The following is a 24,891-nucleotide window of genomic DNA, read 5'->3' as shown; positions in this document are numbered from 1 at the left end:
TTGAGATCAGGCTTTACCACCGTTCATGGCCATTTGCAGTGCCAGCACAATGCTGCGGCTGCCCAGTTCTACTTTGAATTTATTATGCTCCAGCGGTTTTGCATCGGCCATTTCAGCGTCGGCGGCCCGCTTAAAATTCTCGGCTGTCGCTTCTTTACCGGCCAAAAACTGCTCTGCTTTTAGTGCCCGCCAAGGTTTGTGCGCTACGCCACCCATCGCAATTCGTGCCTGTATGATTTTATTGCCCGACCCGCCGGACCGATCCATCTCCAGACCAGCAGCTACGGAAATGAGCGCAAAAGCGTACGACGCCCGATCGCGCACTTTGAGATAGTACGATTTGTCGGCAAACTTGTTGGGGGGCAGCTCAATGGCCGTAATTAGTTCGCCATGCGCCAGGTTCGTGTCCCGTTCGGGGGTATCGCCGGGTAGCCGGTGAAATTCCGCAAAGGGTATGCTCCGTTCCTGACCACCGGCGTTTTTAATTTTTACGACGGCGTCCAGTGCTGCCAGCGCAATCGCCATATCGGATGGGTACACCGCTACGCATTTCTCGGACCATCCGAAGATGGCGTGCAGCCGATTGACGCCTTCCAGTGCCCCACACCCACTGCCCGGCTCGCGTTTGTTGCAGGGCATCGATACCTCGTAAAAGTACGGGCAGCGCGTGCGTTGCAGCAGGTTACCGCCATTGGTTGCCATGTTCCGAATCTGGCCCGACGCGCCCGCCAGAATAGCCTGGGCCAGGAGCGGGTAGTTTTGGCGGATCATTGGGTGATTGGCGGCATCGGTGTTTTTGCCCAGCCCCCCAATAGACAGGCCTCCTTTGGCAGACCCGGCGGCAATGGGTTTGATCTCCGTCAGGCGCAGGCCCGAAATATCAACAATAGCACTGGGGCGCTCAACATCTTCCTTCATCAGGTCGATCAGGTTGGTGCCCCCCGCCAGGAATTTTGCACTCGGGTTTCCTGCCAGTTCCTTCGTGGCTGACGCAGGATCGTTGGCCCGGCTGTAGGTGAATGGTCTCATGATGTAGTAACTGGTTAGGCAGAGAACCGAAACGTCTGTTCAACGGGCTTTCCGCTGTGAACCTCCTGAATGGCAGCGACAATATTAGGATAGGCACCGCATCGGCACAGGTTCCCGGACATCCGCTCCCTAATTTCCTCGGTCGACAGTTGAACCGGGCTTGTTTTTTTGCGTACGTTCTCGGTGACGTAGCTGGCATCGCCCCGCTTCGCTTCATCCATCAAAGCCACCGCCGAACATATCTGGCCGGGTGTACAGAAGCCGCATTGAAAGCCATCGTGTTTTAAAAACGCTTCCTGCATCGGATGTAACACAGTGCCCTTCGCGAGACCTTCAATCGTTTTCACGCTTTTTCCTTCGCAGCTGGCCGCCAGGGTCAGGCAGGACAACACCCGCTGTCCATCGACAATAACCGTACAGGCACCGCACTGGCCGTGGTCGCAGCCTTTTTTGGAGCCTGTCAGCTCCAGCCGCTCGCGCAGTGTATCCAGCAGGGTCATTCGGGAATCGACCAGCAGTTTACGAGCCGCTCCGTTTACATTTAGCGATACGTTAACGCCATTTTCGATCGTTGCCGACGATAGTTCCGCAGCCGCCGGTACGTTGAGTGGCCGGGTAAACAGTTGCTCGGCAACGGCAGACTGAGCCGCCAGGATGCCCCCGCCAGCCAGGGTTACGAGCTTCAAAAAATGACGCCGGTTGACGCCCGTATCAAGAATCTCGTCCAGATCTTCCGGCATTAGATCTTCGAACAGTTTCTTTTCGTCGTCCGACAGGTCGGGGATTTCGTTCACGTCCATTGTGCAGTTCGTTGTGGCTCTATTCGCTTAGCGCTGTTTAGCCAGGAAGGGTGCTTTTCACGGTTCAGTTTCACGTAAACGTTCTGTACCCTTTATTGTTATGATTATCGTCTGGCTCCTTCAGCCCGCCCGGTACCGTCCTATTGTCTTTGCTTCTGGATTAGCTCCATCAGTAAAAGTAGCTTAACCTCTTCAAGCAAATCTTCTTCTAACTTTGGCTTATCTAGTATGCTCTATTACACACAAATCGTTTTTATAAAGGAAGGCCAGGAAGCCGTCTTTCATGCGTTTGAAGATCAGGTGTTACCCCTGCTCGAACGGCACAAGGGCACATTACTTTACCGGGTCCGCCCCGAGGCCGCTTCTGTTCTGACAACAACATTGGGCCATCCTTATGAAATCCACCTGGTCAGCTTTCAGGACCGAACTGACTTTGAGTCCTATCGGGATGATCCGGAGCGACAACAACACATGACGTTGAAGGACAAATCGGTTGAGCGTATTATGCTCATAGAGGGCAAGCTGCTGTAGCCTGACCCATAACCTCATGGCTATCGCTTTGCCATGTTGCTATTTATTTACGCAGAGTTGGGTAAAAGCCGGGGTCTGTTCACACGAAGTTGGGTAAAATAATCCCGCCTTTCTTGAAAGCATACCGATAGCAGTACCGCTAAGAATCTGTCTACCAACTACCTATAAGACCGACCCATTTCTGGCACGATTTAGGCAGTATTAAACTCGAACGGACGCCTATCTTCAGGTATTCGCTGCTCTTCGTAGTGGCCCGGCTATAGATCGCCTTCCGTTTCGCTCAACGTTACGACAAACTGAAAAATATTGAAAGCCCGGTATTGAACCGGGCTTTCGCTTTATACAAACAACGCAGTTATTTAAAGATATCGTTAGATACGAAATGGGGCTGCCCGTTTGGGGTCAATTGAACTTTATTACCTAATAGGTATGCACAATCCCCTGCCTGAGCGCAACGTCGTAGGCTTCCTTCTCGAATTGATATAAATACGGAGATCGGTGAGGACCAATAGACCGCTGTTCGTCCAGCTTTCTGATTAATCCGAGGGTCAGGAGCTTTTTGGAGAAGTTGCGCGGATCCAGTTCTTTCCCCAAAATAGTCTCGTACAGCCGGTGTATTTCGGGGAGCGTGAATTTTTCGGGAAGCAGATTGTAGCCAATCGGCTGGTGATAAATCTGCTGCCGAAGCGTTGTCAGCGCCTTTTCTACCACATCATTATGGTCGAATAACAGGTCGGGAATGTTACTTACATCACACCACTGGTGGGCGTCGGTAAAAAAGTCGCTCGTTACGGTAACTTTCGAGTAGTCGACCAGGGCAAAATAACCGATCGACAAGGTTCGTTCGAAGAGCCAGTTACCTTCCTCAACGTCGGCGGCAAGGTCAAACTTTTCGGTAAACTCGCGAATACTGCGCTCGGTGAGCCGATACGGAGAATCACCAAAGACGTAAAACTGCTGAAGGAATAAATCGTCAAGGCCCGTACGCTCCCGAACAATACGATTGGCTGCCTGACCCAGCGGCTCTCTCCGCTGAATAAAACCACCCGGTAATCCCCAGCCATTGTAGCCTACCCAGTTCAGAAGTAAAATTTTCAGTTGCTGATCGTGATACCCAAAAATAACCGAGTCGATGCTAATGTGTGGCAAATAGTGCTGGTGGCCGTTTTTGACAAAGTCTGTTACTTCTTCTCGCGAAATCATACGGCAAAGATAAAAAAATCTATTCTGTATATTTTACAGAATAAAATAATTGGCTTACCTTTAATCCGTAAATCTTACATTTTTGAGAAAAGGTAAGATTTTACCTCGAATAATACAATACAAAGTTGACTCAATTTTTTGAATCAGTAGTCAACGACCAAGCTTTTGATGAAAAGTACAAACCCTAAAATTTCACGTTTAAATCAAGTTCAACAATGAAAAAAGTAAGTCTATTTCTGTTCGTTTTTCTCCTCGGCATTTGCGTAAAAGGGTATTCTCAGGCCGCTGCACCCGCAGACTTTTTCGCGGGTAAGTGGGAGATCACAATCACGGGTACGCCGGACGGTGATGCTAAAATGGTCACGGAGCTGGTTCGCAAAGACGGTAAGCTAACGGGTGAAATGAAAGACCCGACGGGAAAGCGAACGGAGGTCACGCCAATTACGAAAGTTGAGGAAGGAACCGACAAAATGACGATCTACATTGATACGGCACAGGCGGGCGAAATCCCCATTGAATTGAAAAAGGTAGACGACGACCATTTGAAAGGGCAACTCATGAGTATGTTCGACACCACGGCATTGCGCATCAAATAGGAATTTGTTAAGTCAGTCATGAACACAAGGTCGCGGCCGGGGAAAATCGCCGGCATACCTTCACTTGCCTGATTCCGAAATAATACACAGTCTTCAAAGACAGGTTAAATAGATTTGTAGCGCGGCTTCCCGGCCGCGCTACACGTTTATTAGGAGGCTATGGGCTTCTCCCCTTTTTCCATTGGATCGACGGCAAACTTACCGGCAAGCCCATTGTCGATTGCCCATAGCTACTCGATCCTGAGCCAGCTTACAGCCCTGCTGGTGGCACACCGGGGCGTCATATCCGTATACCAACAGGAGAGTATGGTAGTCAAAAGTTAACGCTATATCGCTACCAGCGGCCATTCGGAGCAGGTAGTCCGGGTCATGGATCCGGGTAACGTAACAGGTGTTCGTATGGCAGCTAAATCAGCTATGGAACGAACTTGTTACCCTATCCGGATTTTACTTTCACTATTCGCTTATCTAATTTACATAAAAATTATGCAACCGATTGCAAATTAAAATGTTATTATCATATTTGCACTAAGATAAGTATTTTTAGTATCAATCAGAGATGGGACTATAGAGGTCCTAATCAATCTTCCTATCGTTTACAGCCACCGTTTCTAACTTCCGCTGATTCTGGTACGAGGGATGAATCAAGAATATATAAGCCCAATTTATTGGTGAACCGGCTGTGTTTACTCGCTTAATCAACATACTATCAACACATAAACCAACCTTTTTTCCACCCTCTATCGTCGCACCAAGCCTATGCCCAAAAACGTATCCTTATAAAAAAAGTCAGTGATGGGCCAACATCACTGACTTACAAACACATCCCTATTTCTCCTGCGAAAAACATCCGAAATCGGATGAGGGGATTCTTTTGCCGTTTTCAAACCGACAAACAGTCAAAATTATGTCAAAACAACTACAGTTGCGTAGCTTACTACGTACTTTTTTGCGCCATGGGTTCTACCAATTTGTGCTCATTGCGGCCTTTACAACAATAGCTTTTACGCATAGCGCACTGGCCGACCAGCCAGTTTCGGGTACCGTTCTTGACGAGCGAGGAACGCCACTGGTTGGGGTTAACGTTCAAATCAGAGGAACAACGAGAGGCACTGCCAGTGATGCAGGTGGCAACTACCGGATTGACGTACCCAACGGAAATACGATCCTGGTTTTCAGCTACATCGGCTATAAAAAGCAAGAGATAACAGTCAATAACAAGTCGATCATCAACGTATCGATGGAGGCCGATGCCGGTGCGCTGGAAGAGGTCGTTGTGGTTGGTTATGGTACGCAAAAGCGCTCTTCTCTAACAGGAGCCGTTTCGACCGTAACGCCCAAAGAACTTACGGCTTTACCTGTACCAAACGTAGCGGCTGCCTTACAAGGTCGGGTGCCGGGCGTATCCGTTGTTAATAACGGTGGACCGGGTGCCGCTCCTATCGTACAGATCCGGGGGATTGGCTCAATCAACTACGCATCCGGCCCCCTGTATGTTATCGACGGTGTACCCACCGGCGACCTTAACAGCTTCAATACCAATGACATCGAATCGTTGGAAGTCCTGAAAGACGCCAGCTCGGCCGCTATTTATGGATCAAGAGCCTCGAACGGTGTTATCCTGATTACGACAAAAAAGGGCGGACGGGACAGCAAAATTCGCGTTACACTGGATTCGTACGTGGGTACGCAAAGTGCCTGGCGTAAAGTGGATGTGCTCGATCGGGACCAATATGTCCAATACGCCAGAGCCCTCACAACCAATGCCGGTATTCCCGTTCCAGGTCGGCTAAATGACCTGAACCAGCCTGTGTATGCCGGTGCCACACAAACGTTTGCCCAGACCCAGACCAACTGGCAGAACGAGCTTTTCCGCAATGCGCCTATTGCGCAGCACCAGATTTCCCTGTCCGGCGGTAATAGTGCTTCCCGCTTCTTTGCATCGGGCAGCTATTTCAAACAGGATGGTATCATGCGGGGTACCGATTTTGAGCGGGGTTCCTTACGGCTTAACTCCGACCATCAGGTGTACAAGTTTTTATCTATTGGCCAGACCCTGACGGCCGCGTATAGCAACCAGCGTTCCGAGCCATCGGCAGATCGTTCGCAGTTGATGCACGCCATTCGGATGATGCCTTACTGGCCTACCTCGGACCCAACCAAAGTGGGTGGCTTCAGTGCTCCTACGGCGTTGGACGGTTCTGACCCGGAAAACCCGCTCCGTGCCCTGACAATGGACATAAGCCGGACCAAATTCCTGAAGGCGTTTGCTACCGTTTATGCGGATATTAAATTGACCAGCTACCTGAAATACCGCTTTAACTATGGTGTCGATCTAGGCTTCAGTAACGGCAGTACTTTCAACCCTATTTATAATGACGGATACGGTCAGCGGGCTTCGGCTACGGTTTCGCAGTCACGTAATACGAACATCTCTCAGGTAATCACCAATCAGTTGTCGTTCGATAAAACGTTTGGCAAACATAACCTGAGTGCCCTGGCCGTTGCCGAAACCCAAAAAATACTGGGCACCGGCCTGAATGGCTCCGGTAACCGACCCAATAACGACCTCGACGTCATTCAGGGCGTTAGCAACCCGGCTATTACCAGCACCCGCAGTGAAATCAACCTGATTTCGTATGTAGGCCGTATCAACTACGACTATGCCGGCAAATACCTGCTGAGCGCGTCGATTCGCCGGGATGGCTCTTCGTTGTTCGCTCCCGGCAACAAATGGGGTAACTTCCCTTCGGCTTCTGTCGGCTGGCGGATTAATCAGGAGAATTTCATGAAAGACATGAACCAACTCTCCGAATTGAAACTACGGGCCAGCTACGGTCGTACCGGCTTCAATGGCATTAACAACTACGCCTGGCAGTCGCTGGTACAGGCCGATGCAACGGCTTATCCTTTTGGCAGTGCCAACAGCTTAGGTTCGTATTTCAATGCCCTGGGCAATACCGAGCTGAAGTGGGAAACGACCGACATGGTTAACGTAGGCGTTGATGTGGGTCTGTTCAATAACAAGGTCACGTTTACGGGCGAAGTTTACAACCGGTTTACCGACGGCCTTATTCTGGGCGTCCCCATCCCAAACTCAATTGGTTACTCGGCTGCGCCCGTTGCCAATATCGGCAGTATGAAAAACTGGGGCTATGAATTCCAGGCAGGCTATAACATCGCCAAAGGTGATTTCCGGGGGAATGTATCGGCCAACGTCGGTATTACCCGCAACCGGGTGCTTAGCCTGGCTACTCCAACGGCTTCGATCTATGCCGGACAGAATGCCGATTACGGTGGATTTGACATTACCAAGACCGAAGTCGGTCAGCCAATTCAGTCGTTCTACGGCTGGCAGGTGGATGGCATTTTCCAGAATCAATCGGAGATCAATACGGCCAACGCCATCGATGGCAATGACAAGACGCTTTACCAGGACAAAGCGGCTCCCGGCGATATCCGGTTCAAAGACCTTAACGGCGATGGTAAAATTGACGCCAACGACCGGACTTATCTGGGAAGCTACCTGCCGAAATTCAACTACGGGGCCAATTTCACGGGTACGTACAAGAATTTTGACTTTACGCTGTATATCCAGGGCGTTCAGGGCAACAAGATTTATAACGGTACGAAAGTCGTTACACAGGGGATGCTGCGCCTGTTCAATGCGGGCACCGACGTGCTAAACGCCTGGACACCAACGAATACCAACACCAACATTCCGCGCGCCGTGAGTGGTGACCCCAACAACAACAGCCGGACTTCAGACCGCTTCATTGAAGATGGTTCTTATCTGCGGCTCAAAAACCTGACCATCGGGTATTCTATTCCGGGTACAGCACTCAGCAGCCTCACGAAGGGTACGGTCAGCAAAGTTCGGGTGTACATCTCGACGCAGAACCTGTTGACATTCACCAAATACACCGGCTATGATCCCGAGGTAGGTTCTCGCAATGGTACACTGCTGCGCAATGGTATTGACTACGCCATTTATCCGCAGTCGCGTACGTTAATGGCTGGTCTTCAGCTTACGTTCTAATTAGTTTTTCACAAGCTAAAAACCTTATTCTTACCATGAAAAAACAGTATCTCATAATTGGTGCCCTGGTTATTGGTGTCGCCATTGGGTGTGATGATAAGCGATTGGATCAGCTGAACCCCAACGCCGTTACAACCGATAGTTACTTTAAAACGGATGTTCAGATACGCAGTGCCACCAATGGTGTTTATGGAGCCCTTCAATCGACCAACCTGGTGTCGCGAGAGTGGTTTTTCACCCACGATGTACGTTCCGACGATGTGTCGGCGGGTGGTGGTCAGCTCGAAACACCTCGTAACCAGTTGCTGAACGGTGTCCATGATACGGGCAACTCGCTGGTGAGTTCCGTCTGGACCGGCGCTTATCGGGTCATTCACCGGGCCAATGTTGTTATCGACAAGGCGGCTGCCTCCACAGCCACGCTTACTGCCAGCGTAGCCAACCAGGCGGTTGGTGAGTCGAAGTTCCTGCGTGCCTGGTCTTACTTTGAACTGGTTAGCCTGTGGGGTGGTGTACCCTTGTACAAAAACTACGTTACCTCGCTGGCGGCTTCAGCGCCCCGTTCGTCGGAAGCGGAAGTATATACGTTTATCATCGCTGATCTGAAAGCGGCTCAGGAGGCACTTCCCGTATCCTACGATGCGGCCAACCAGGGCCGGGCAACGAAAGGGGCTGCCCAGATGCTGCTGGCGCGGGTCTATCTGCAACAGGGCGATTATGCCAATGCCAAAACTGAACTTCAAAAGATAATCAGCTCAGGCACCTATCAGTTGGTTGATGAGTATTCCGACAATTTTATTGAAGAAACGGAATTTAACAAAGAGTCGATCTGGGAGGTCAACTTCCTGCCGTCGGGTGGTTCTTTTAACTGGAATGGCGATGCTGACGGCGCATCGGCCGGTGAGGAAACCGTTCGTACACAGGAGTATTCGGGCATTGGCTGGCGCAACATCATTCCATCCAACAGTTTACTGGCCGAATTTGAAAAAACCAGCAAGGGCGATGCGAAAACCGATCCGCGGTATGCCAAATCGGTGTATACTACGGGCGACAAATACAACAACGGTCAGAGTGTATTGACCGATGGTCAACAGAACGGCTTTAGCTCCATTGTTGATGGCAAGGAGCAAAAGATCAGCTGGCGGAAGTTTACCCTGATGTACAAAAATGGGGTTTCGACAACGGGCGGTATCAACCAGCGTATCATGCGCTATGCTGAAACACTGCTGGCGATGGCTGAGTGCGAAAACGAGTTAGGCAATACAGCGAGTGCGATCAATTACCTGAACATGGTCCGGGCCCGCCCCAGTGTAGCCATGCCTCCGTACCCAACGGCTAACTACCCCGTTTCGACGAAAGATCAGGTGTTTGCGGCTATTGTACACGAACGGCGAATTGAACTGAACGGCGAAGAGATCCGTAACCGGGACATTCTGCGCTGGCGTAAGCTGGGCAAGCTAAAAACCGAGCCCCTTGCTTATTTCCAGAAAGGCAAACACGAATTGCTGCCTATTCCACAACAGGAAATTGACAACAACCCCAACGTTGGCCTGAAAGGTCAGAACCCGGGTTACTAAGCAAATCAGATTACTAGTTAATGAACAATGACACCGGAGTATTCCGGTGTCATTGTTGTAATAGGGTTATTGGTTGATCGTTATTTTTGACAGTCAACCTTTCAATAGCTCAATAACCATCAACCCGCATGAAAAAGGCAGTCTTACTCAGCTTATTCCTCTTAACCTACACCCTAACGCTCGCGCAGAACGCTACCATCTGGAATGGTAAAAAATGCGCGGTTGTTCTCACCTACGATGATGCACTGGATGTGCATCTAAACAATGTTATCCCGGTCCTGGATTCGGCAGGATTGAAAGGAACATTCTATCTGTCGGGCTACTTTCCCGGCTTTGTCAATAACATTACCCGCTGGAAATCAGCCGCTGTTAACGGGCACGAGCTGGCCAATCATACGTTATTCCACCCCTGCACCGGTAATACACCAGGGCGCGAATGGGTAAAACCAGAAATGGATTTGAGCAAGTATACCGTTCAGCGGATGACGGACGAAATGAGGATGACCAATGTTCTGCTCAAAACCCTCGATGGCCAGTCGGCCCGTACATTTGCCTATCCCTGTGGCGATACTAAAATCGGTGGTGTTGACTACTACAGAACGGCGGATGGCGATTTTGTAGCCGCCCGTGGCACCAAAAGCGAAATGAAGAAAATTACCGACCTCAACTTTGCCGAGATTGGTTCATACGCCATTAACGGAGAATCGGGCGAGCAACTGATTGCCCTGGTCAAGCAGGCACAGGCAAGTAATTCGGTACTGGTCTTTCTATTCCACGGCGTAGGTGGCGGCCACTCGCTGAATGTTGCGCTGCCGGAACATAATAAGCTGATTCGGTATCTGAAGCAGAACCAATCCGATATCTGGGTAGCGCCGTTTATCGAGGTAGTTCAATACGCAAAGGCTCACCAACCGAAACAAAAATAGGTTTACCGATGAAACGGAAGCTCCTTATTCTCCCCGCTGTCTTCTTCGGCCTGGCGTCCGGTCTCAACGCCCAGCGCGTGGTTGTTGAGCAGGTCAAGCCTACCCCACAAACCAGTTACGCAGCCAAACAGCTGGCAAGAGCGCTTACCGCCCGGCATTACACCCTGAGCGCCGGCAAGGGCAAGCCTGATTTCCTCATCCGGCTATCTCCTGATAATCAGCAAGTAGGAAGCGAAGCCTATACCATTGACCGACAGGGTAACCAACTGACCATTACGGGGGGCGATGCCCGGGGGCTTATTTATGGCTGTCTTTCGGTAGTAGAGGCTCTACAGAACGGCGCTTCCCTGCAAAGCCTCACAGCCCGGAGCGAAAAGCCCCATTTGCCGCTGCGTGCCATTAAGTTCGATTTGCCCTGGGACACGTACCGGCACAGTGACGCCCTCGATCTGCATTACGAAACCTGCCGGGATACCCTCTACTGGAAAGCATTTCTGGATATGATGGTGGCAAATCGGTTCAATGCGTTGAGTCTGTGGAACCTGCACCCGTATACGTACATGATCCGGCCGGTTAACTTCCCCGCAGCTACGCCCTTTAACAATAAGCAGCTGGCCGAATGGCAGTCGTTGTTCCATGCTATTTTCCGAATGGCTAAGGAGCGGGCAATTGACACCTATCTGGTGCCTTTCAATATTTTCACCAGCCCGGAATTTTCGAAAGCCTATAACGTTAACCCGAAACTGAACAACCTGGAGCATTTCCACTTTATAGACGGCGACACATCGGCCATTGTGAAACGCTACACGCGGGAATGCGTTACGCAGGTGCTTCAGGAATACCCCGAACTCACCGGCTTCGGTCTTACCCTGGGCGAGGCTATGGGCGGTATGAGTCCCCAGCAACGCGAAGACTGGATGAAAGCCACCATTATTGATGGGATGCGGCAGGCCGGACGAAAAACGAAACTCATTCACCGAATCCCGTTTTCCAGCACAACCGGCTCGTTGGGCGTTACCAGCATTGAAACCGAGAAGCTGACCCGGAAGTCGATCGAAAGCGAAGGGGCGTTGGACTTCATAGAAGGGCCAATCTGGGCCGATCTAAAATACAACTGGTCGCACGCACACTCCACGCCTACGCTGGTTAAAGTACACGGTGGTAAATTGTACGACACGTATTTTAAGCCAGACCCAACGGCCTATAAAATCACCTGGACGGTTCGCAACGAAGATTTCTTTTGCCTGCGGTGGGGCGTCCCCGATTTTGTCCGCGCGCATATCGCGGCTAACAATCAGTCGTATGTAGGAGGGTATTTTCTGGGTTCGGAGACCTATATTCCCGCAAAAGACTACTTTACGAAACCCGGCAGACCGGTCGACTGGCACTATGCCTTTGAGCGGCAGTGGCTATTTTACAAACTCTGGGGTCGTTTGCTATACAATCCCGCCACACCCGATGCGGTGTTCACGGCCGAATTTGTTCGTCGGTACGGCGCCCCGGCGGCTCCGTTGCTGGAGGCTTACGCACTGGCATCGGCCACACCCCTGCGGCTGGCATCGGCATTTGACTTCACCTGGGATTTTTCATTGTACAGTGAAGGAATGATGGCCTTCGATGCCCGGAAGAATGTCGCCTACATATCAGTCAACCAGCAGATCACACAGCCAACGCTGGACCCTAACTACGTGTCGGTCACGGACTATGTAAAGGCAATAGCCGCCGGGGGTTCGTTTGGCACCGAGAAAGTTACACCCCCGGTATTGGCTCGTATGCTGGAAACCGATTGCCGAAAAGCCCTGCAACTCGTGCAGCCGATCCATGTGAAAGCCAGTCGCTCCCTGCTTTATGAGGTCTCCGATATACAGGTCTGGGCCAATTTGGGGCTGCATCTGGCCGAAAAGCTAAAGGCGGCTGTTTCGTTGCAAACGTACCGTACTACCGGGGAGGAAGCGCAGAAGCAGCTGGCTATTCAGCATCTGAAAGCAGCTCTCCGGTATTGGGACAACGTTATATCAATCACCCGGCCCCTTTATAACGACATGCCCCTGGTGCATCTGACAGAGCAGAAAGAACATACCTGGGCAGAAAACAACAAACTCCGCTTCCACTGGGAAAAGCTTCGCCCTGAGGTAGTAAAGGACATTGAAGTGGCCGAAAATTCCCGACCAACACTGAACAAGTAATGAATTTCAGGTTTCTCATTGCACTATTTTCGTGGTGACGGGTCCGTTCCCGTGGCGTCAGGTCCTTTCCCGCGTTTCCCGTGATGTCAGGTCCTCAGACCTGACACGACAGGTTTCTCAAAACCTAAAGGGTATCATGCCAATATGAGTAGGTTTTGAGAAACCTACTCGTGTCGGGTCTAAGGATCCGACATCACAATCGGCTCGATACCATAAAACTTGATAGACCCGTTATTAAACAAAAAGCTCCCTCAGTTCTGAAGGAGCTTTTTGTTTAATAAAGAATATTAGCCTTTACGGCGTGATCAATTCTATTGACCCATCGGGTTTGCGCATCAATTCGCGCACTTTAATGTTGCGCAGGTGCGTTTTGCCCGTCAACTCAACATCATGGTAAAATATGTACCATTTCCCTTTGAATTCAACAATGGAGTGGTGCGTTGTCCAGCCGGTAACGGGCTTCATGAATGTGCCCTGATAGGTAAAAGGGCCATAGGGCGAGTTACTGGTGGCATAGGCCAGAAAATGCGTATCGCCGGTTGAATAAGAAAAATAATATTTCCCTTTGTACTTGTGCATCCAGGCACCTTCAAAGAAGCGCCGATCGTGGTCACCCGCCAACAGTGGTTTACCGTCTTTGTCGACAATTTGCACATCCTTGACCGGCTCGTCGAAGGTGAGCATATTCTTGTTCATCCGAACGACTTTAGCACTTAACGCAGGCTCATTGTCTTTGCCTAAATCCGTCTTCAGTGTTTTATCATACGTACCAGTTGCCCAACGCTGAAGCTGTCCGCCCCAGATTCCGCCAAAATACATGTACGTTGTACCGTCCGTATCCGTAAAAACCGCCGGATCTATGCTGTAGCTGCCCGGTATGGGGGCTGGTTCGGCTTTAAAGGGACCGGTCGGCGATTTGCTGGTGGCGACGCCCATACGGAAAACATCTTCTTTATCCTTCACGGGGAAGTACAGATAGTACGTTCCATTCTTATAAGCCGCATCGGGGGCCCACATTTGCCGACCCGCCCAGGGAACATCCTTAATATCCAGCGCCACGCCGTGATCCGTTACCTTGCCATTGATGTTATCCATCGAATAAACGTGGTAGTCGCGCATGTTGAAGTGCCCGCCCTCGTCATCTTCCGGCACGTTGGCTTCAATATCGTGGGATGGGTAGATGTAAATCTTCCCGTTAAATACGTGCGCCGACGGGTCAGCCGTGTACAGATCGGTAACCAGGGGTTTGGGGCTGGCGGGAGTTTTTGCACGCTGGCAAAAACCAGCCTGGAGACCAATACCAGCCAGCGCTACGACAACAAGGGTAATTTTAGTTGAGATAAACATAAAAAACAGGTTATTTAAATTCTTCTTACCTGAAAATCAGTTTCGTTGGGAAGATTCCCGAACGATCAGTTCATAGTTTAGGAGGATGGTATTTGTGGTACTTATGCGCAGAAGGCCGTTGAGGTGGTTGATCAGGCTCTGGGCAGCAATTTCTCCCATTTCCTGACCGGGATAATGAATGGTTGTCAGGTTAGGCTCTACCAACTGCGCAATCGGGTCATCGTTGAACCCAACGACGGCGATATCGTTTGGCACCGAAAAGCCGTTTCTTCTTAATCTGCCGATACAACTGGCGGCACATAAATCACTGGCAACAAACAGACCGTCGGGTGGTGAGGCCATCCGGGAAATCTCATCGGCTACCTCAAGACCATCCTGCCGGGTAAAATTTGTTAACCGAATCAGGTCATCCTCAACCGGGAGCCCATGTTCCAGCAAGGCCATTTTATACCCTTTAAGTCGATCCAGATAAACGTTTCGCTTAATACTGCCGGTTACGTGCATAATTCGTCGGCAACCCTGATCCAGTAAGTGGGCAGTGGCTTCATAACCTGCCTTCAGGTTATCAATCACGATGTTGGTACAGTTTTTCTGCGGCATCACCCGATCGAACAGAATCATGGGAATACCCTTGCGAAAAAATGTACTGAAATGCTCCAGATTATCGGTATCGGCCGCCAGCGAGACGAGCAAACCGTCTACCCGACTGTTAAACATGGTTTTTGCATTAGCCATCTCCTTCCGGCTCGACTCCAGCGACTGGCTAATAATCAGGTTATAATTGGCCTCGTTGGCCACTTTCTCCATGCCCGAAAGCACAGTCGACATAAAGGAACTATCCAGTCTTGGTACAATAACACCAATCGTTTTGGTTTGCTGCCGTCGCAGGTTACTCGCAAACGTATTTGATCGATAGCCCATCTCCAGCGCTTTATTGCTGATCAACTGCTTTGTATTACTGTTAATGGCCGGGTGGTCATTAAGCGCTCTACTTACGGTTGCAGGAGACAGATTCAGTAACCTGGCTATGTCATAAATAGTCGTTTCTTTCTCCATAAGATCGTTACAATGGGTATAAGCCGACTACAGTACAAACCTGTGTGTATACCACACGACTTTTAATGCAATCGGTTGAAGTCAAAAATAAACAAACCAATAAAAATAAAACAACCAGCTAAAAGACAACAGATTAGACAGTAAGTTTTCTGATTCTTTTCGTAGATGCGCTTCAAATCAACTTAGTGAGACTATCAATTAACAAGTTTTTCACCTAACCCCACGCTCCACAATCAATCCGCCAGTCTCCGTATGAAGCGAAATGGCTAACAGAGGCTGTCAATCCGAATGTAAATCTATATTTTTTTCTCAAAAAATTAGTGCAATCGGTTGCAATTATAAAAATTAGCAGGAACTTTATACTGAAAATAAGACAATAAAAGGACACCAGGCTAGGTAACCTTTTATAAGTAGCACTTCTCTTTCTCATCATAGGTATAGGCCTACAGCCTCCTGTCTCTTGATAGGAGGTCTGTTTTTTGACCCGATGCCCCAAAAAAAAGGAAGATCACTTACACGAATTACATACTCTGCAAATGCTCGTATGAAAAAACTACGTTACGTTAAAAATCAGCTTGGCGTTACATTGCTGCTGGGCGGCATGGGGTTGCTCGCAATGGGGCTTAATCCCGGGCCAACCGCCGAACCTACGTTAAAAGAAGTCTATAAAAAATACTTCCCAATCGGTGTGGCCGTAGCACCGCGCAACCTGACAGGACCGGAAGCGGATCTGATTATCCAGCAGTTCAACAGTGTTACGCCCGAAAATGCTATGAAAATGGGGCCTATCCACCCCGAAGAAAATCGCTATGCCTGGCGGGATGCCGATGCTATTGTTGAGTTTGCGCAGAAAAATGGCATCAAAGTCCGTGGGCACAATCTATGCTGGCACAGCCAGGCGCCCCGCTGGTTTTTCACGGATTCGCTCGGTAAGCAAGTGAGCAAAGAGCTGCTCTTAAGTCGGATGAAACGACACATCACGGATGTGGTAACCCGGTACAAAGGAAAGATATACGCCTGGGATGTGGTTAACGAAGCCGTACCCGACACGGGTACCGGTGTATATCGTAAATCCAAATTCTATGAAATTCTAGGGGATGAGTACATCGAGAAAGCCTTCGAATACGCGCACCAGGCCGACCCGGAGGCCCGTTTGTACTACAACGACTATAATACTGAGAATGCGGCAAAGCGAGCCAAAATCTACCAGTTGGTCAAAAAGCTGACCAGCAAAGGGGTTCCCATTCACGGCGTTGGCTTACAAGGGCACTGGTCTATATACGAGCCTACTATTCAGGAACTGGAAACATCCATTAAGCAGTTTGCCAGCCTGGGACTAGCCGTACAGATAACCGAATTAGACGTATCGGTTTATCCGAAAGAGCACGAACGCCGGGAAAAAAGACCGACGGATACCAGTGAGTTTACGCCCGAAATGAACGAAAAGCAGGCAGCTCACTATAAAATGCTGTTCGATGTGTTCCGGAAACATAAGAAGACAATTACGAACGTTACCTTCTGGAATGTATCCGACAAAACTTCCTGGCTCGATAATTTTCCCGTTCCGGGCCGCAAAGATTACCCTCTTCTGTTCGACCAGAATTACCAGCCTAAGAAAGCATTTTGGAGCGTCGTTAAATTCTAGACTATCTGCTGACGTTGCGTTCAGGAGTAGGGGAAACCAGCCACTCTCCGGAGCCCTGAACATCAAACCGGAGTCCAGCCGACGCGAACAACGGGCATTTGAATTTGATTACCAACCGGTTAAGTATCGTAAGTAAGAACTATTTGCAGCAACCGAAGTGGGCTTTTGATTTACCGGGCGTTCCATAGGCACGCAACCATTGGTACGGGTTGCGTACCTACGGAACGCCTATCGAGTTCACAACAACCCAGCGCTGCAAACATTCGTCTGCTACGCGGCCATTCATCTTGTTCACCTGGCTAATCGGTCGGATTGCCGGTACAGAACGAAAATCCGCTCCCCGATTAACGGACAAAGAACCTGAATTATGTAGCTTGCAGACGATTGTATCATCGTATCTTGCAGGTAGTTGTCAATGGTTGAACAGTACAAACAACAGCAGCCGTATTTGCTGGCTTTGGATTCCATCATTTTTGGTTTCGATGGAGAGAGTTTAAAAGTGTTGCTGGTTAAACGGGGTCTTGAAGAACAGACCTGGTCGTTAATGGGCGGGTGGCTCCAACCCAATGAAAGTCTGGAGCAGGCAGCCGCCCGGATTCTGTTTGACCTGACCGGCCTCACCAATGTATACCTGGAACAGCTCTATGCATTCGGAGAACCCCACCGCGATCCCATTGTCCGAACCATCTCCGTGGCTTACTTTTCGCTGGTCAAAGTAGCGGATTATGAGTCGAAGATTTCCGAGCGTTTCCAGGCTCGCTGGTTCTCCATTTACGATTTACCGCCTTTGCTGTTCGACCACGGCGACATGGTTGACCTGGCCATCAAACGATTACGCTACAAAGCTGCCCAGCACCCCATCGGCTTTGAACTACTGCCCGAAAAGTTTACCCTCCCCCAGCTTAAGAAGTTGTATGATGCGATCTACAACACCGACTTCGATAAGCGCAACTTTAGCCGGAAGATCCTGTCTACGAATCTGCTCATCAAACTAGACGAGAAACAGAAAGGGTTTTCCAGAAAAGGAGCCTATTATTACCAGGTCGATCTGGCTAAATACCAGCAGCTTACCTCCTCCTTCCTGAACTTCATACCTAACTCGGAAGCCATTGGGTAACTAATTATGGGTCAACAAGTTACAGATCATTGCATCATTTACTTACCGCCATCGTATTGCTCTTAGCTGTGGTATTGGGTTCTTAGAACTGCTATAACTAACTAACGCGAGCGTGTCGGGTTTGAGGACCCACACGCTCGGAAAACCACAAACACGACACACACGACACGGCGCCGGCCATCAAGCTATTATTTTGAAAAAAATAGTAGGTGTCAATTTGACATTTAAATAATAAGTGTCAACTTTACACTACTAAACAGAAGTGGTAAAACTCTTTCAACTCATGTCAACGATCACGCTGGGCAACCAGGAATTCTTCCCCGGTATTGATGCCATCGCTTACGAAGGCCGTGCCTCTAAAAATCCACTTGCGTTCAAATGGTACAATCCGGATTTAATCGTTGGTGGAAAAACCCTGCGCGAGCAGCTACGGTTTGCCATTAGCTACTGGCATACATTCACCGGAACCGGTGGTGACCCATTTGGACCCGGTACACGCGTTTTTGCCTGGGATCAGGATAACGACGCCGTTGTTCGGGCTAAGTTGAAGATGGATGCCGCCTTCGAATTCATCACCAAAATAGGTGCACCTTACTATTGTTTCCACGATGTCGACCTGGTCGATGAAGCGCCTACAGCAACCGAATACGAGAAACGCCTGCAGGCTATTGTCGAGTACGGGCAGCAGAAGCAAAAAGAAAGTGGTGTAAAGCTGCTTTGGGGTACGGCCAACGTATTTTCCAATCCCCGTTACATGAACGGCGCATCGACCAACCCCGACTTTGCGGTGCTGGCCTACGCGGGTACACAAGTGAAGAACTCCATTGACGCAACGATTGCACTGGGTGGCGAAAACTACGTATTCTGGGGTGGTCGCGAAGGCTATATGTCGCTGCTCAATACCAACATGAAGCGCGAAGTGGAGCACCTGGCGAAGTTCCTGACCATGGCGCGCGATTATGCACGTAAGCAAGGCTTTAAAGGCACGTTTTTCATTGAGCCAAAGCCTATGGAGCCTACCAAGCACCAGTATGACTATGATGCCGCTACCGTTATCGGCTTCCTGCGCCAGTACGGTCTGGACAAAGATTTTCAACTGAATATCGAGGTGAACCACGCCACCCTGGCGGGCCATACCTTCGATCATGAACTACAGGTAGCCGCTGACGCGGGTATGCTGGGCAGCATCGACGCCAACCGGGGCGACAACCAGAATGGCTGGGATACCGACCAGTTTCCGATCAATCTGTACGAACTGGTCGAAGCGGCCCTTGTCATTCACCAGGCAGGCGGCATCAAGCCCGGCGGCATCAACTTCGACGCCAAAGTACGTCGCAATTCGACCGATCTGGAAGATATGTTCGTAGCACACATCAGCGGTATGGATGCCTTTGCCCGCTCGTTCATTGTAGCCGATACGATCCTGAAAGAGTCGGATTACCTCAAATTCCGCAGTGAGCGTTATGCCTCGTTTGATGGCGGCCACGGTAAAGCGTTTGAGGAAGGCAAACTAACGCTCGAAGACCTCCGCAGCTATACCATGGAAAATGGCGAACCACAACTCCGCAGCGGTAAGCAGGAATGGCTCGAAAGCATTATCAATCAGTACATCTAAGTATCGTTCCGCTTAATTCTGACTGCTACCTATCCGCGGATAGGTAGCAGTCAGATCAGTTTACTCTTCCACCCTGACTCTTACCGGTATTAGCCATGAAATTTTTCATCGATACAGCCAATCTGGCTGAAATTCAGGAAGCCGTTGAACTGGGTATCCTCGACGGTGTAACGACGAATCCATCCTTGATGGCTAAAGAAGGCATCATGGGGCAGGATCGTGTCCTGAAACATTACGTAGACATCTGTAAACTGGTGGACGGCCCTATCTCGGCCGAAGTGATTGCTACTGACTTTGCGGGAATGGTGCGCGAAGGTGAAGCACTAGCCGACCTACACCCTAACATTATTGTAAAAATTCCGATGATTGAAGAAGGCATCAAAGCCATCAAATACTTCAGTCAAAGAGATATACGAACCAACTGCACATTAGTCTTTTCGGCCGGGCAGGCGCTGCTGGCGGCCAAAGCAGGCGCTACGTACGTTTCCCCCTTTGTCGGTCGTCTGGACGATATATCGACGGATGGACTGGCGCTCATTGCCCAGATCCGGACTATTTACAGGAACTATTACAGCTTCGATACGCAGATTCTGGCGGCCTCCGTCCGGCATCCGATGCACATTGTCAAATGCGCCGAGATTGGAGCCGATGTCATTACCGGGCCGCTAAGCGCCATCAAAGCCCTGCTGAAACACCCGCTGACCGATAGTGGTCTTGAGAAATTCCTCAGCGACTACAAAAAGGTTAATAGCTGAATCAGCTGACAATTTACCTCTGCTTCCGGACTGACCGCAATGGTAGTTGACCGGTTGCTTTTTAAACTCATCGGCGTTTTTCTCGGTTTGCTACTACATAGCAATTTCCCATTGAATGCACGCTGATCGTACCGAAGTAATAAAAATGCAGGCCGGCACGCTGGCTAATCAACTACCCGTCAGCCAGATACGCACAGGCGTTTCGGGTGTCCATTATGAAATTTTCGTTCGTTCCTTCGCCGATTCCAACGGTGATGGCATCGGCGACCTGAACGGTGTAACCGGTAAACTCGATTACCTGAAAGACCTGGGTGTCTCGGCCATTTGGCTCATGCCCGTCAGTCCATCGCCAACCTATCACAAATACGACGTTACGGACTATTACGGCATCGACCCTGAATACGGTACCCTCGACGATTTTAAACGACTCATTGCCGAAGCCCACCAACGCGGCATTGCGGTTATTATCGACCTCGTTCTGCACCATACCAGCCTCCGGCATACGTGGTTTCAGGAAGCGGCCAAAGGCCCCGACAACCCCTATTGGCAGTATTATAAATGGCTGCGGCCGGAGGAGATCAAACGGCGCAGACTGGCCACCCGCGACATTACAGCCGATTCGGGCGAGAAAAACCCATGGCATGCAGTAGCTGGGGCCACCTATCCGGAAAGATATTACGGTATGTTCTGGAGCGGTATGCCCGACCTTAATTTCGACTACCGGCCCGTTCGGGAAGAGGTCTTTACCATTGCCCGTTACTGGCTCAACGAGATCGGAGTCGATGGATTCCGGCTTGATGCCGCCCGGCATTTGTACCGGGAAGCAGAAGAGCCTAAAAACCATGAATTCTGGCAGGAGTTCGGGCGCATTGTAGAAGCCGCCAAACCCGGTGCCTACACCGTCGGCGAAGTCTGGACCCGACCGGAACACATTGCACCGTATTTCCGGGGGTTGAAAGCCAACTTCAACTTCGACCTGCAGCTGATGATTGCCGAAATCGTTCGGCGGGAGAACGATACAGAGGACCTGGTCGAGTACCTGACGTATGTTCACAATACTTTCGCGACGGTCAATCCGGAGTTTATCGATGCACTGCTCCTGTCGAATCACGATCAAAATCGCATTGGCAGTTTGCTCAAAGGCAACCTGACACACCTGAAAGTGGCGGCTAACCTGTTACTCACGCTTCCGGGCCTCCCCTATCTTTATTACGGGGAAGAAATTGGTATGCTGGGCATGAAACCCGACGAAAGTATCCGGGAACCCTTTTTATGGGATGTTCGGGCCAATGACACGCAGCGCACCCGCTGGCGTCGGGGCAAGTACAGCACCAGCCAGACCGTGCGGCCACTGGCCCAACAGCAGAGCGACCCCGACTCGCTGTTTAATCACTACAAACGACTGATTCACTTTCGAAATAGTCACCCGATTTTGAATGACAACCTAAGTCGGCTGGTAGCAACGGGTATTCGTCAGAAGGGCATCATTGCCTTCAGTCGGCAGCGACCGGGTGGTGGTCCCTGCGTTCTGGTTATCCATAACCTGACGCGTAAACCCATTGAGGTCGTCTTCTCGCCCAATGAGGACTGGTGCCGATGTGTAGTTTTTGAAACGATTCCCGGTAGTTCGTTCGTTGGCGACCGCGTAACCATTCCGGGTTATGGCTGTACCATTATCGAGTAAACCCGCTGGCATTTAGGTTAGTAGACTCAGTTGTTCGACCCGGATCGGCAGCTACTGTGACGGTATGCCCGAAACAGACGCATCGATTTTTTTAAAAAAAGGCAAAAAAAGCCGTATAACTTCCTGTTTGCAGCCTTTATTACCTGGGAAGCCGTTTTGCCGAACCGGCTCTTGACGGATTATTGACACACCATACATCAAGTCAGCGTATTGTTTACGCTGGTCCAATAACACCACTTCATAATGACTAAATTTTTAATAGGGCTGCTGCTAATCGTGTCGGGCGGGTTGCAGGCACAAACCCAGAAAGCCAGTCGACCCAATATTGTTTTTATTCTGGCCGATGACCTGGGCTTTGGCGATGTAGGTATAAATGGGCAGAACTTAATCAAGACCCCCAATATCGACCGGATGGCAGCAGAAGGTGTTCAGTTCCGTCAGTTTTATGCAGGCACTACGGTCTGTGCTCCTTCACGTTCTGCGCTGATGACGGGCCAGCATACGGGGCACACTTACATTCGGGGCAATCGGGAAGTTCAGCCCGAAGGCCAGCAGCCTATTGCCGACTCGGTGCTGACAATGGCCGAAATTCTGAAGCGGGCAGGCTACACGACTGCGGCTTTTGGCAAGTGGGGCCTTGGACCGGTGGGCTCCGAAGGCGACCCGTTAAAGCAGGGATTCGATCGGTTTTATGGGTACAATTGTCAGGGGCTAGCGCACCGCTACTACCCGAATCACCTCTGGGACAATGATAAGAAAGTGGTCTTGGCAGCCAACAAGAACCTCAATCAGACCAATGAATTTGCTCCCGATCTTATCCAGAAACAGGCCCTGCGTTTCCTGGACAAACGCACCGGAAGGCAGCCCTTTTTCCTGTTCCTGCCCTATACCCTGCCCCATGCCGAACTTGTTCCGCCGGATGACAGCCTGTTTGCCAGTTACAAAGGAAAGTTCACCGAAAAACCCTATACCGGAGCCGATTACGGGCCGAATGCCAAAACGGGCGGCTATGCTTCACAGGCCTACCCGCACGCAGCTTATGCCGCCATGGTGGCCCGACTCGATCTCTATGTAGGGCAGGTGCTCGCCAAACTGAAAGCAAAAGGACTCGACAAAAATACACTCGTCATCTTCACCAGCGACAACGGGCCGCACGTTGAAGGCGGTGGCGACCCTACGTTTTTCAATAGCAATGGCGGGTTTCGTGGTGTAAAGCGGGATTTGTACGAAGGCGGCATCCGAGAGCCGTTTGTCGCTCGTTGGCCCGGTATGATCAAACCCAAGACCCAAAGTGATTTTGTGGGTGCCTTCTGGGATTTGCTACCCACCTTTGCCGAACTGGCCGGGGCTAAACTACCGACCCGAATCGATGGTATTTCGTTTGTACCGGCCTTAACCGGTAAAGGTGTTCAGCGAAAACACGATTACCTCTATTGGGAATTTCACGAAGGTGGCGGCAAACAGGCCATCCGCCAGGGTGACTGGAAAGCTGTTCGGTTGCAGGCCGCGGGTAATCCAAATGGCCCCATTGAACTGTACGATCTCGCCAAAGATCCGTTCGAGAGCCACAATCTGGCGAATAAATTTCCTGACAAAGCCCGCTACCTCATCAAGCTGATGAACGAATCGCATATGGAATCCACCATTTTTCCCTTTGCCAAGCGGTAATTAACCGTACCTCCTCCCTGACTAAACAGCCAGAATTCACCTGCCGGGAGCCCTCATTCCATAGCGAACCCTCCAGAGCCGTTTTTCTTTAACGGGTTCCGGTCTATCTTTGCCCAATTTATAGTTATACTGCTCTCATGGCCCAATCGACCCATCGAACTTCCCTCAGTGTCCGACACTTGGTGGGTATCAAAGACCTGACCGAGTCCGACATTCAACTTATTCTGGACACGGCCAGTCAATTTAAAGAAGTCATCAATCGTCCCATAAAGAAGGTTCCTTCCCTGCGTGACGTGACCATTGCCAACGTTTTTTTCGAAAATTCGACCCGAACCCGGCTCTCGTTCGAATTGGCGGAGAAACGTTTGTCGGCCGATGTTGTCAATTTTTCGGCCTCGGGCAGTTCGGTCAAGAAAGGGGAAACACTGCTGGATACGGTCAATAATATTCTGGCCATGAAGGTCGATATGGTCGTGATGCGCCACAGCAGCCCCGGTGCTCCTCACTACCTGACCAAACACATAAAAGCCAATGTTGTCAACGCGGGCGACGGCACCCACGAACACCCAACCCAGGCCCTGCTCGACTCCTTCTCCATCCGTGAGAAGCTGGGGGATGTGGCGGGAAAACGCATTGCGATCATTGGCGATATTACGCACTCACGGGTGGCGCTGTCCAACATTTTCTGCCTGCAGAAACAGGGCGCCGAAGTGATGGTTTGCGGCCCCAAAACACTGATTCCGAAACACATTGAAGCCCTGGGTGTGAAAGTAGGGCACGACGTTCGGGCCGCTTTGGCCTGGTGCGATGTCGCCAACGTACTCCGCATCCAGCTGGAGCGGCAGCAGATCAAATATTTCCCTTCACTTCGGGAATATTCACTGTATTTCGGCATTTCGAAACAGATGCTCGATGAGCTGGACCGGCCCATTGTGCTGATGCACCCCGGCCCCATCAACCGGGGCGTCGAACTAACCTCCGACGCGGCCGATTCATCGCATTCCATTATTCTCGATCAGGTCGAAAACGGTGTGGCCGTTCGCATGGCAGTATTGTATCTGCTGGCGCAATTATAGGTAAACAAACGGTCGGTAAGGCTGTGAACAGAAGGGTGCTT

General features: G+C 50.5%; 19 protein-coding genes. 14 read left to right on the top strand and 5 right to left on the bottom strand.

Annotation, left to right across the window (positions count from 1 at the left end; genetic code table 11):
- Positions 1 to 6: 6 nt before the first annotated feature.
- Both ACYVJM_RS23770 and ACYVJM_RS23765 read right to left on the bottom strand, forming a co-directional pair.
- Positions 7 to 1,029, bottom strand: coding sequence for an FAD binding domain-containing protein (locus ACYVJM_RS23770; protein WP_461150733.1), 1,023 nt, complete (start codon positions 1,027 to 1,029; stop codon positions 7 to 9).
- 14 nt (positions 1,030 to 1,043) lie between these two features.
- A complete protein-coding gene (locus ACYVJM_RS23765; protein ID WP_461150732.1) occupies positions 1,044 to 1,829 on the bottom strand; it encodes a 2Fe-2S iron-sulfur cluster-binding protein in 786 nt (261 codons plus the stop codon).
- Positions 1,830 to 2,057: 228 nt separating this feature from the next.
- Between ACYVJM_RS23765 and ACYVJM_RS23760 the strand changes: the two genes are divergently transcribed.
- Positions 2,058 to 2,360 (top strand): DUF1330 domain-containing protein, encoded by a 303-nt coding sequence (locus tag ACYVJM_RS23760; RefSeq protein WP_461150731.1) that lies wholly within the window; start codon positions 2,058 to 2,060, stop codon positions 2,358 to 2,360.
- Between the two features lie 420 nt (positions 2,361 to 2,780).
- Here ACYVJM_RS23760 and ACYVJM_RS23755 read toward each other — a convergent pair whose 3' ends face one another.
- Positions 2,781 to 3,563 carry an NUDIX hydrolase gene (locus ACYVJM_RS23755; RefSeq protein WP_461150730.1) on the bottom strand — a complete coding sequence of 261 codons (783 nt, stop codon included), beginning with the start codon at positions 3,561 to 3,563 and terminating at the stop codon, positions 2,781 to 2,783.
- A gap of 215 nt (positions 3,564 to 3,778) precedes the next feature.
- Between ACYVJM_RS23755 and ACYVJM_RS23750 the strand changes: the two genes are divergently transcribed.
- From ACYVJM_RS23750 to ACYVJM_RS23725, 6 genes are all read left to right on the top strand, one after another.
- A complete protein-coding gene (locus ACYVJM_RS23750) occupies positions 3,779 to 4,159 on the top strand; it encodes a hypothetical protein (protein WP_461150729.1) in 381 nt (126 codons plus the stop codon).
- A gap of 159 nt (positions 4,160 to 4,318) precedes the next feature.
- The gene (locus ACYVJM_RS23745; RefSeq protein ID WP_461150728.1) at positions 4,319 to 4,483 is read left to right on the top strand and encodes a hypothetical protein; all 165 of its coding nucleotides are present in this window, start codon (positions 4,319 to 4,321) and stop codon (positions 4,481 to 4,483) included.
- A gap of 583 nt (positions 4,484 to 5,066) precedes the next feature.
- Positions 5,067 to 8,198 carry a SusC/RagA family TonB-linked outer membrane protein gene (locus tag ACYVJM_RS23740; RefSeq protein ID WP_461150727.1) on the top strand — a complete coding sequence of 1,044 codons (3,132 nt, stop codon included), beginning with the start codon at positions 5,067 to 5,069 and terminating at the stop codon, positions 8,196 to 8,198.
- Positions 8,199 to 8,233: 35 nt separating this feature from the next.
- Positions 8,234 to 9,775, top strand: a complete 1,542-nt coding sequence (locus tag ACYVJM_RS23735) for a RagB/SusD family nutrient uptake outer membrane protein (RefSeq protein WP_461150726.1) — start codon at positions 8,234 to 8,236, stop codon at positions 9,773 to 9,775.
- 128 nt (positions 9,776 to 9,903) lie between these two features.
- Positions 9,904 to 10,701, top strand: a complete 798-nt coding sequence (locus tag ACYVJM_RS23730; RefSeq protein WP_461150725.1) for a polysaccharide deacetylase family protein — start codon at positions 9,904 to 9,906, stop codon at positions 10,699 to 10,701.
- An 8-nt stretch (positions 10,702 to 10,709) separates the two neighbouring features.
- Positions 10,710 to 12,887, top strand: coding sequence for a glycoside hydrolase family 20 zincin-like fold domain-containing protein (locus tag ACYVJM_RS23725; RefSeq protein WP_461150724.1), 2,178 nt, complete (start codon positions 10,710 to 10,712; stop codon positions 12,885 to 12,887).
- A gap of 294 nt (positions 12,888 to 13,181) precedes the next feature.
- Here the strand turns inward: ACYVJM_RS23725 and ACYVJM_RS23720 are convergent, their stop codons facing one another.
- Both ACYVJM_RS23720 and ACYVJM_RS23715 read right to left on the bottom strand, forming a co-directional pair.
- Positions 13,182 to 14,234, bottom strand: a complete 1,053-nt coding sequence (locus tag ACYVJM_RS23720; RefSeq protein WP_461150723.1) for a glycoside hydrolase family 43 protein — start codon at positions 14,232 to 14,234, stop codon at positions 13,182 to 13,184.
- Between the two features lie 36 nt (positions 14,235 to 14,270).
- Positions 14,271 to 15,290, bottom strand: coding sequence for a LacI family DNA-binding transcriptional regulator (locus ACYVJM_RS23715; RefSeq protein ID WP_461150722.1), 1,020 nt, complete (start codon positions 15,288 to 15,290; stop codon positions 14,271 to 14,273).
- Between the two features lie 601 nt (positions 15,291 to 15,891).
- Here ACYVJM_RS23715 and ACYVJM_RS23710 point away from each other — a divergent pair.
- The 7 genes from ACYVJM_RS23710 (at position 15,892) to ACYVJM_RS23680 (ending at position 24,850) form a co-directional block, all read left to right on the top strand.
- Positions 15,892 to 16,935, top strand: a complete 1,044-nt coding sequence (locus tag ACYVJM_RS23710) for an endo-1,4-beta-xylanase (protein ID WP_461150799.1) — start codon at positions 15,892 to 15,894, stop codon at positions 16,933 to 16,935.
- Positions 16,936 to 17,350: 415 nt separating this feature from the next.
- Positions 17,351 to 18,052, top strand: a complete 702-nt coding sequence (locus ACYVJM_RS23705) for an NUDIX hydrolase (protein WP_461150721.1) — start codon at positions 17,351 to 17,353, stop codon at positions 18,050 to 18,052.
- A 283-nt stretch (positions 18,053 to 18,335) separates the two neighbouring features.
- Entirely contained in the window at positions 18,336 to 19,667 is a 1,332-nt protein-coding gene (gene xylA, locus ACYVJM_RS23700; protein WP_461150720.1) for a xylose isomerase, read from the top strand.
- Between the two features lie 95 nt (positions 19,668 to 19,762).
- Positions 19,763 to 20,422 carry a fructose-6-phosphate aldolase gene (gene fsa / locus ACYVJM_RS23695; RefSeq protein WP_461150719.1) on the top strand — a complete coding sequence of 220 codons (660 nt, stop codon included), beginning with the start codon at positions 19,763 to 19,765 and terminating at the stop codon, positions 20,420 to 20,422.
- A 115-nt stretch (positions 20,423 to 20,537) separates the two neighbouring features.
- Positions 20,538 to 22,106, top strand: coding sequence for an alpha-amylase family glycosyl hydrolase (locus ACYVJM_RS23690; protein ID WP_461150718.1), 1,569 nt, complete (start codon positions 20,538 to 20,540; stop codon positions 22,104 to 22,106).
- Between the two features lie 243 nt (positions 22,107 to 22,349).
- A complete protein-coding gene (locus ACYVJM_RS23685) occupies positions 22,350 to 23,774 on the top strand; it encodes an arylsulfatase (protein ID WP_461150717.1) in 1,425 nt (474 codons plus the stop codon).
- 137 nt (positions 23,775 to 23,911) lie between these two features.
- Complete coding sequence (locus tag ACYVJM_RS23680) at positions 23,912 to 24,850, top strand: aspartate carbamoyltransferase catalytic subunit (RefSeq protein WP_461150716.1); 939 nt, start codon at positions 23,912 to 23,914, stop codon at positions 24,848 to 24,850.
- The last annotated feature ends 41 nt before the right edge of the window (positions 24,851 to 24,891 follow it).

It is taken from the genome of Spirosoma pulveris (assembly GCF_054781875.1).
This window is presented reverse-complemented; position numbering and strand designations above follow the sequence as displayed.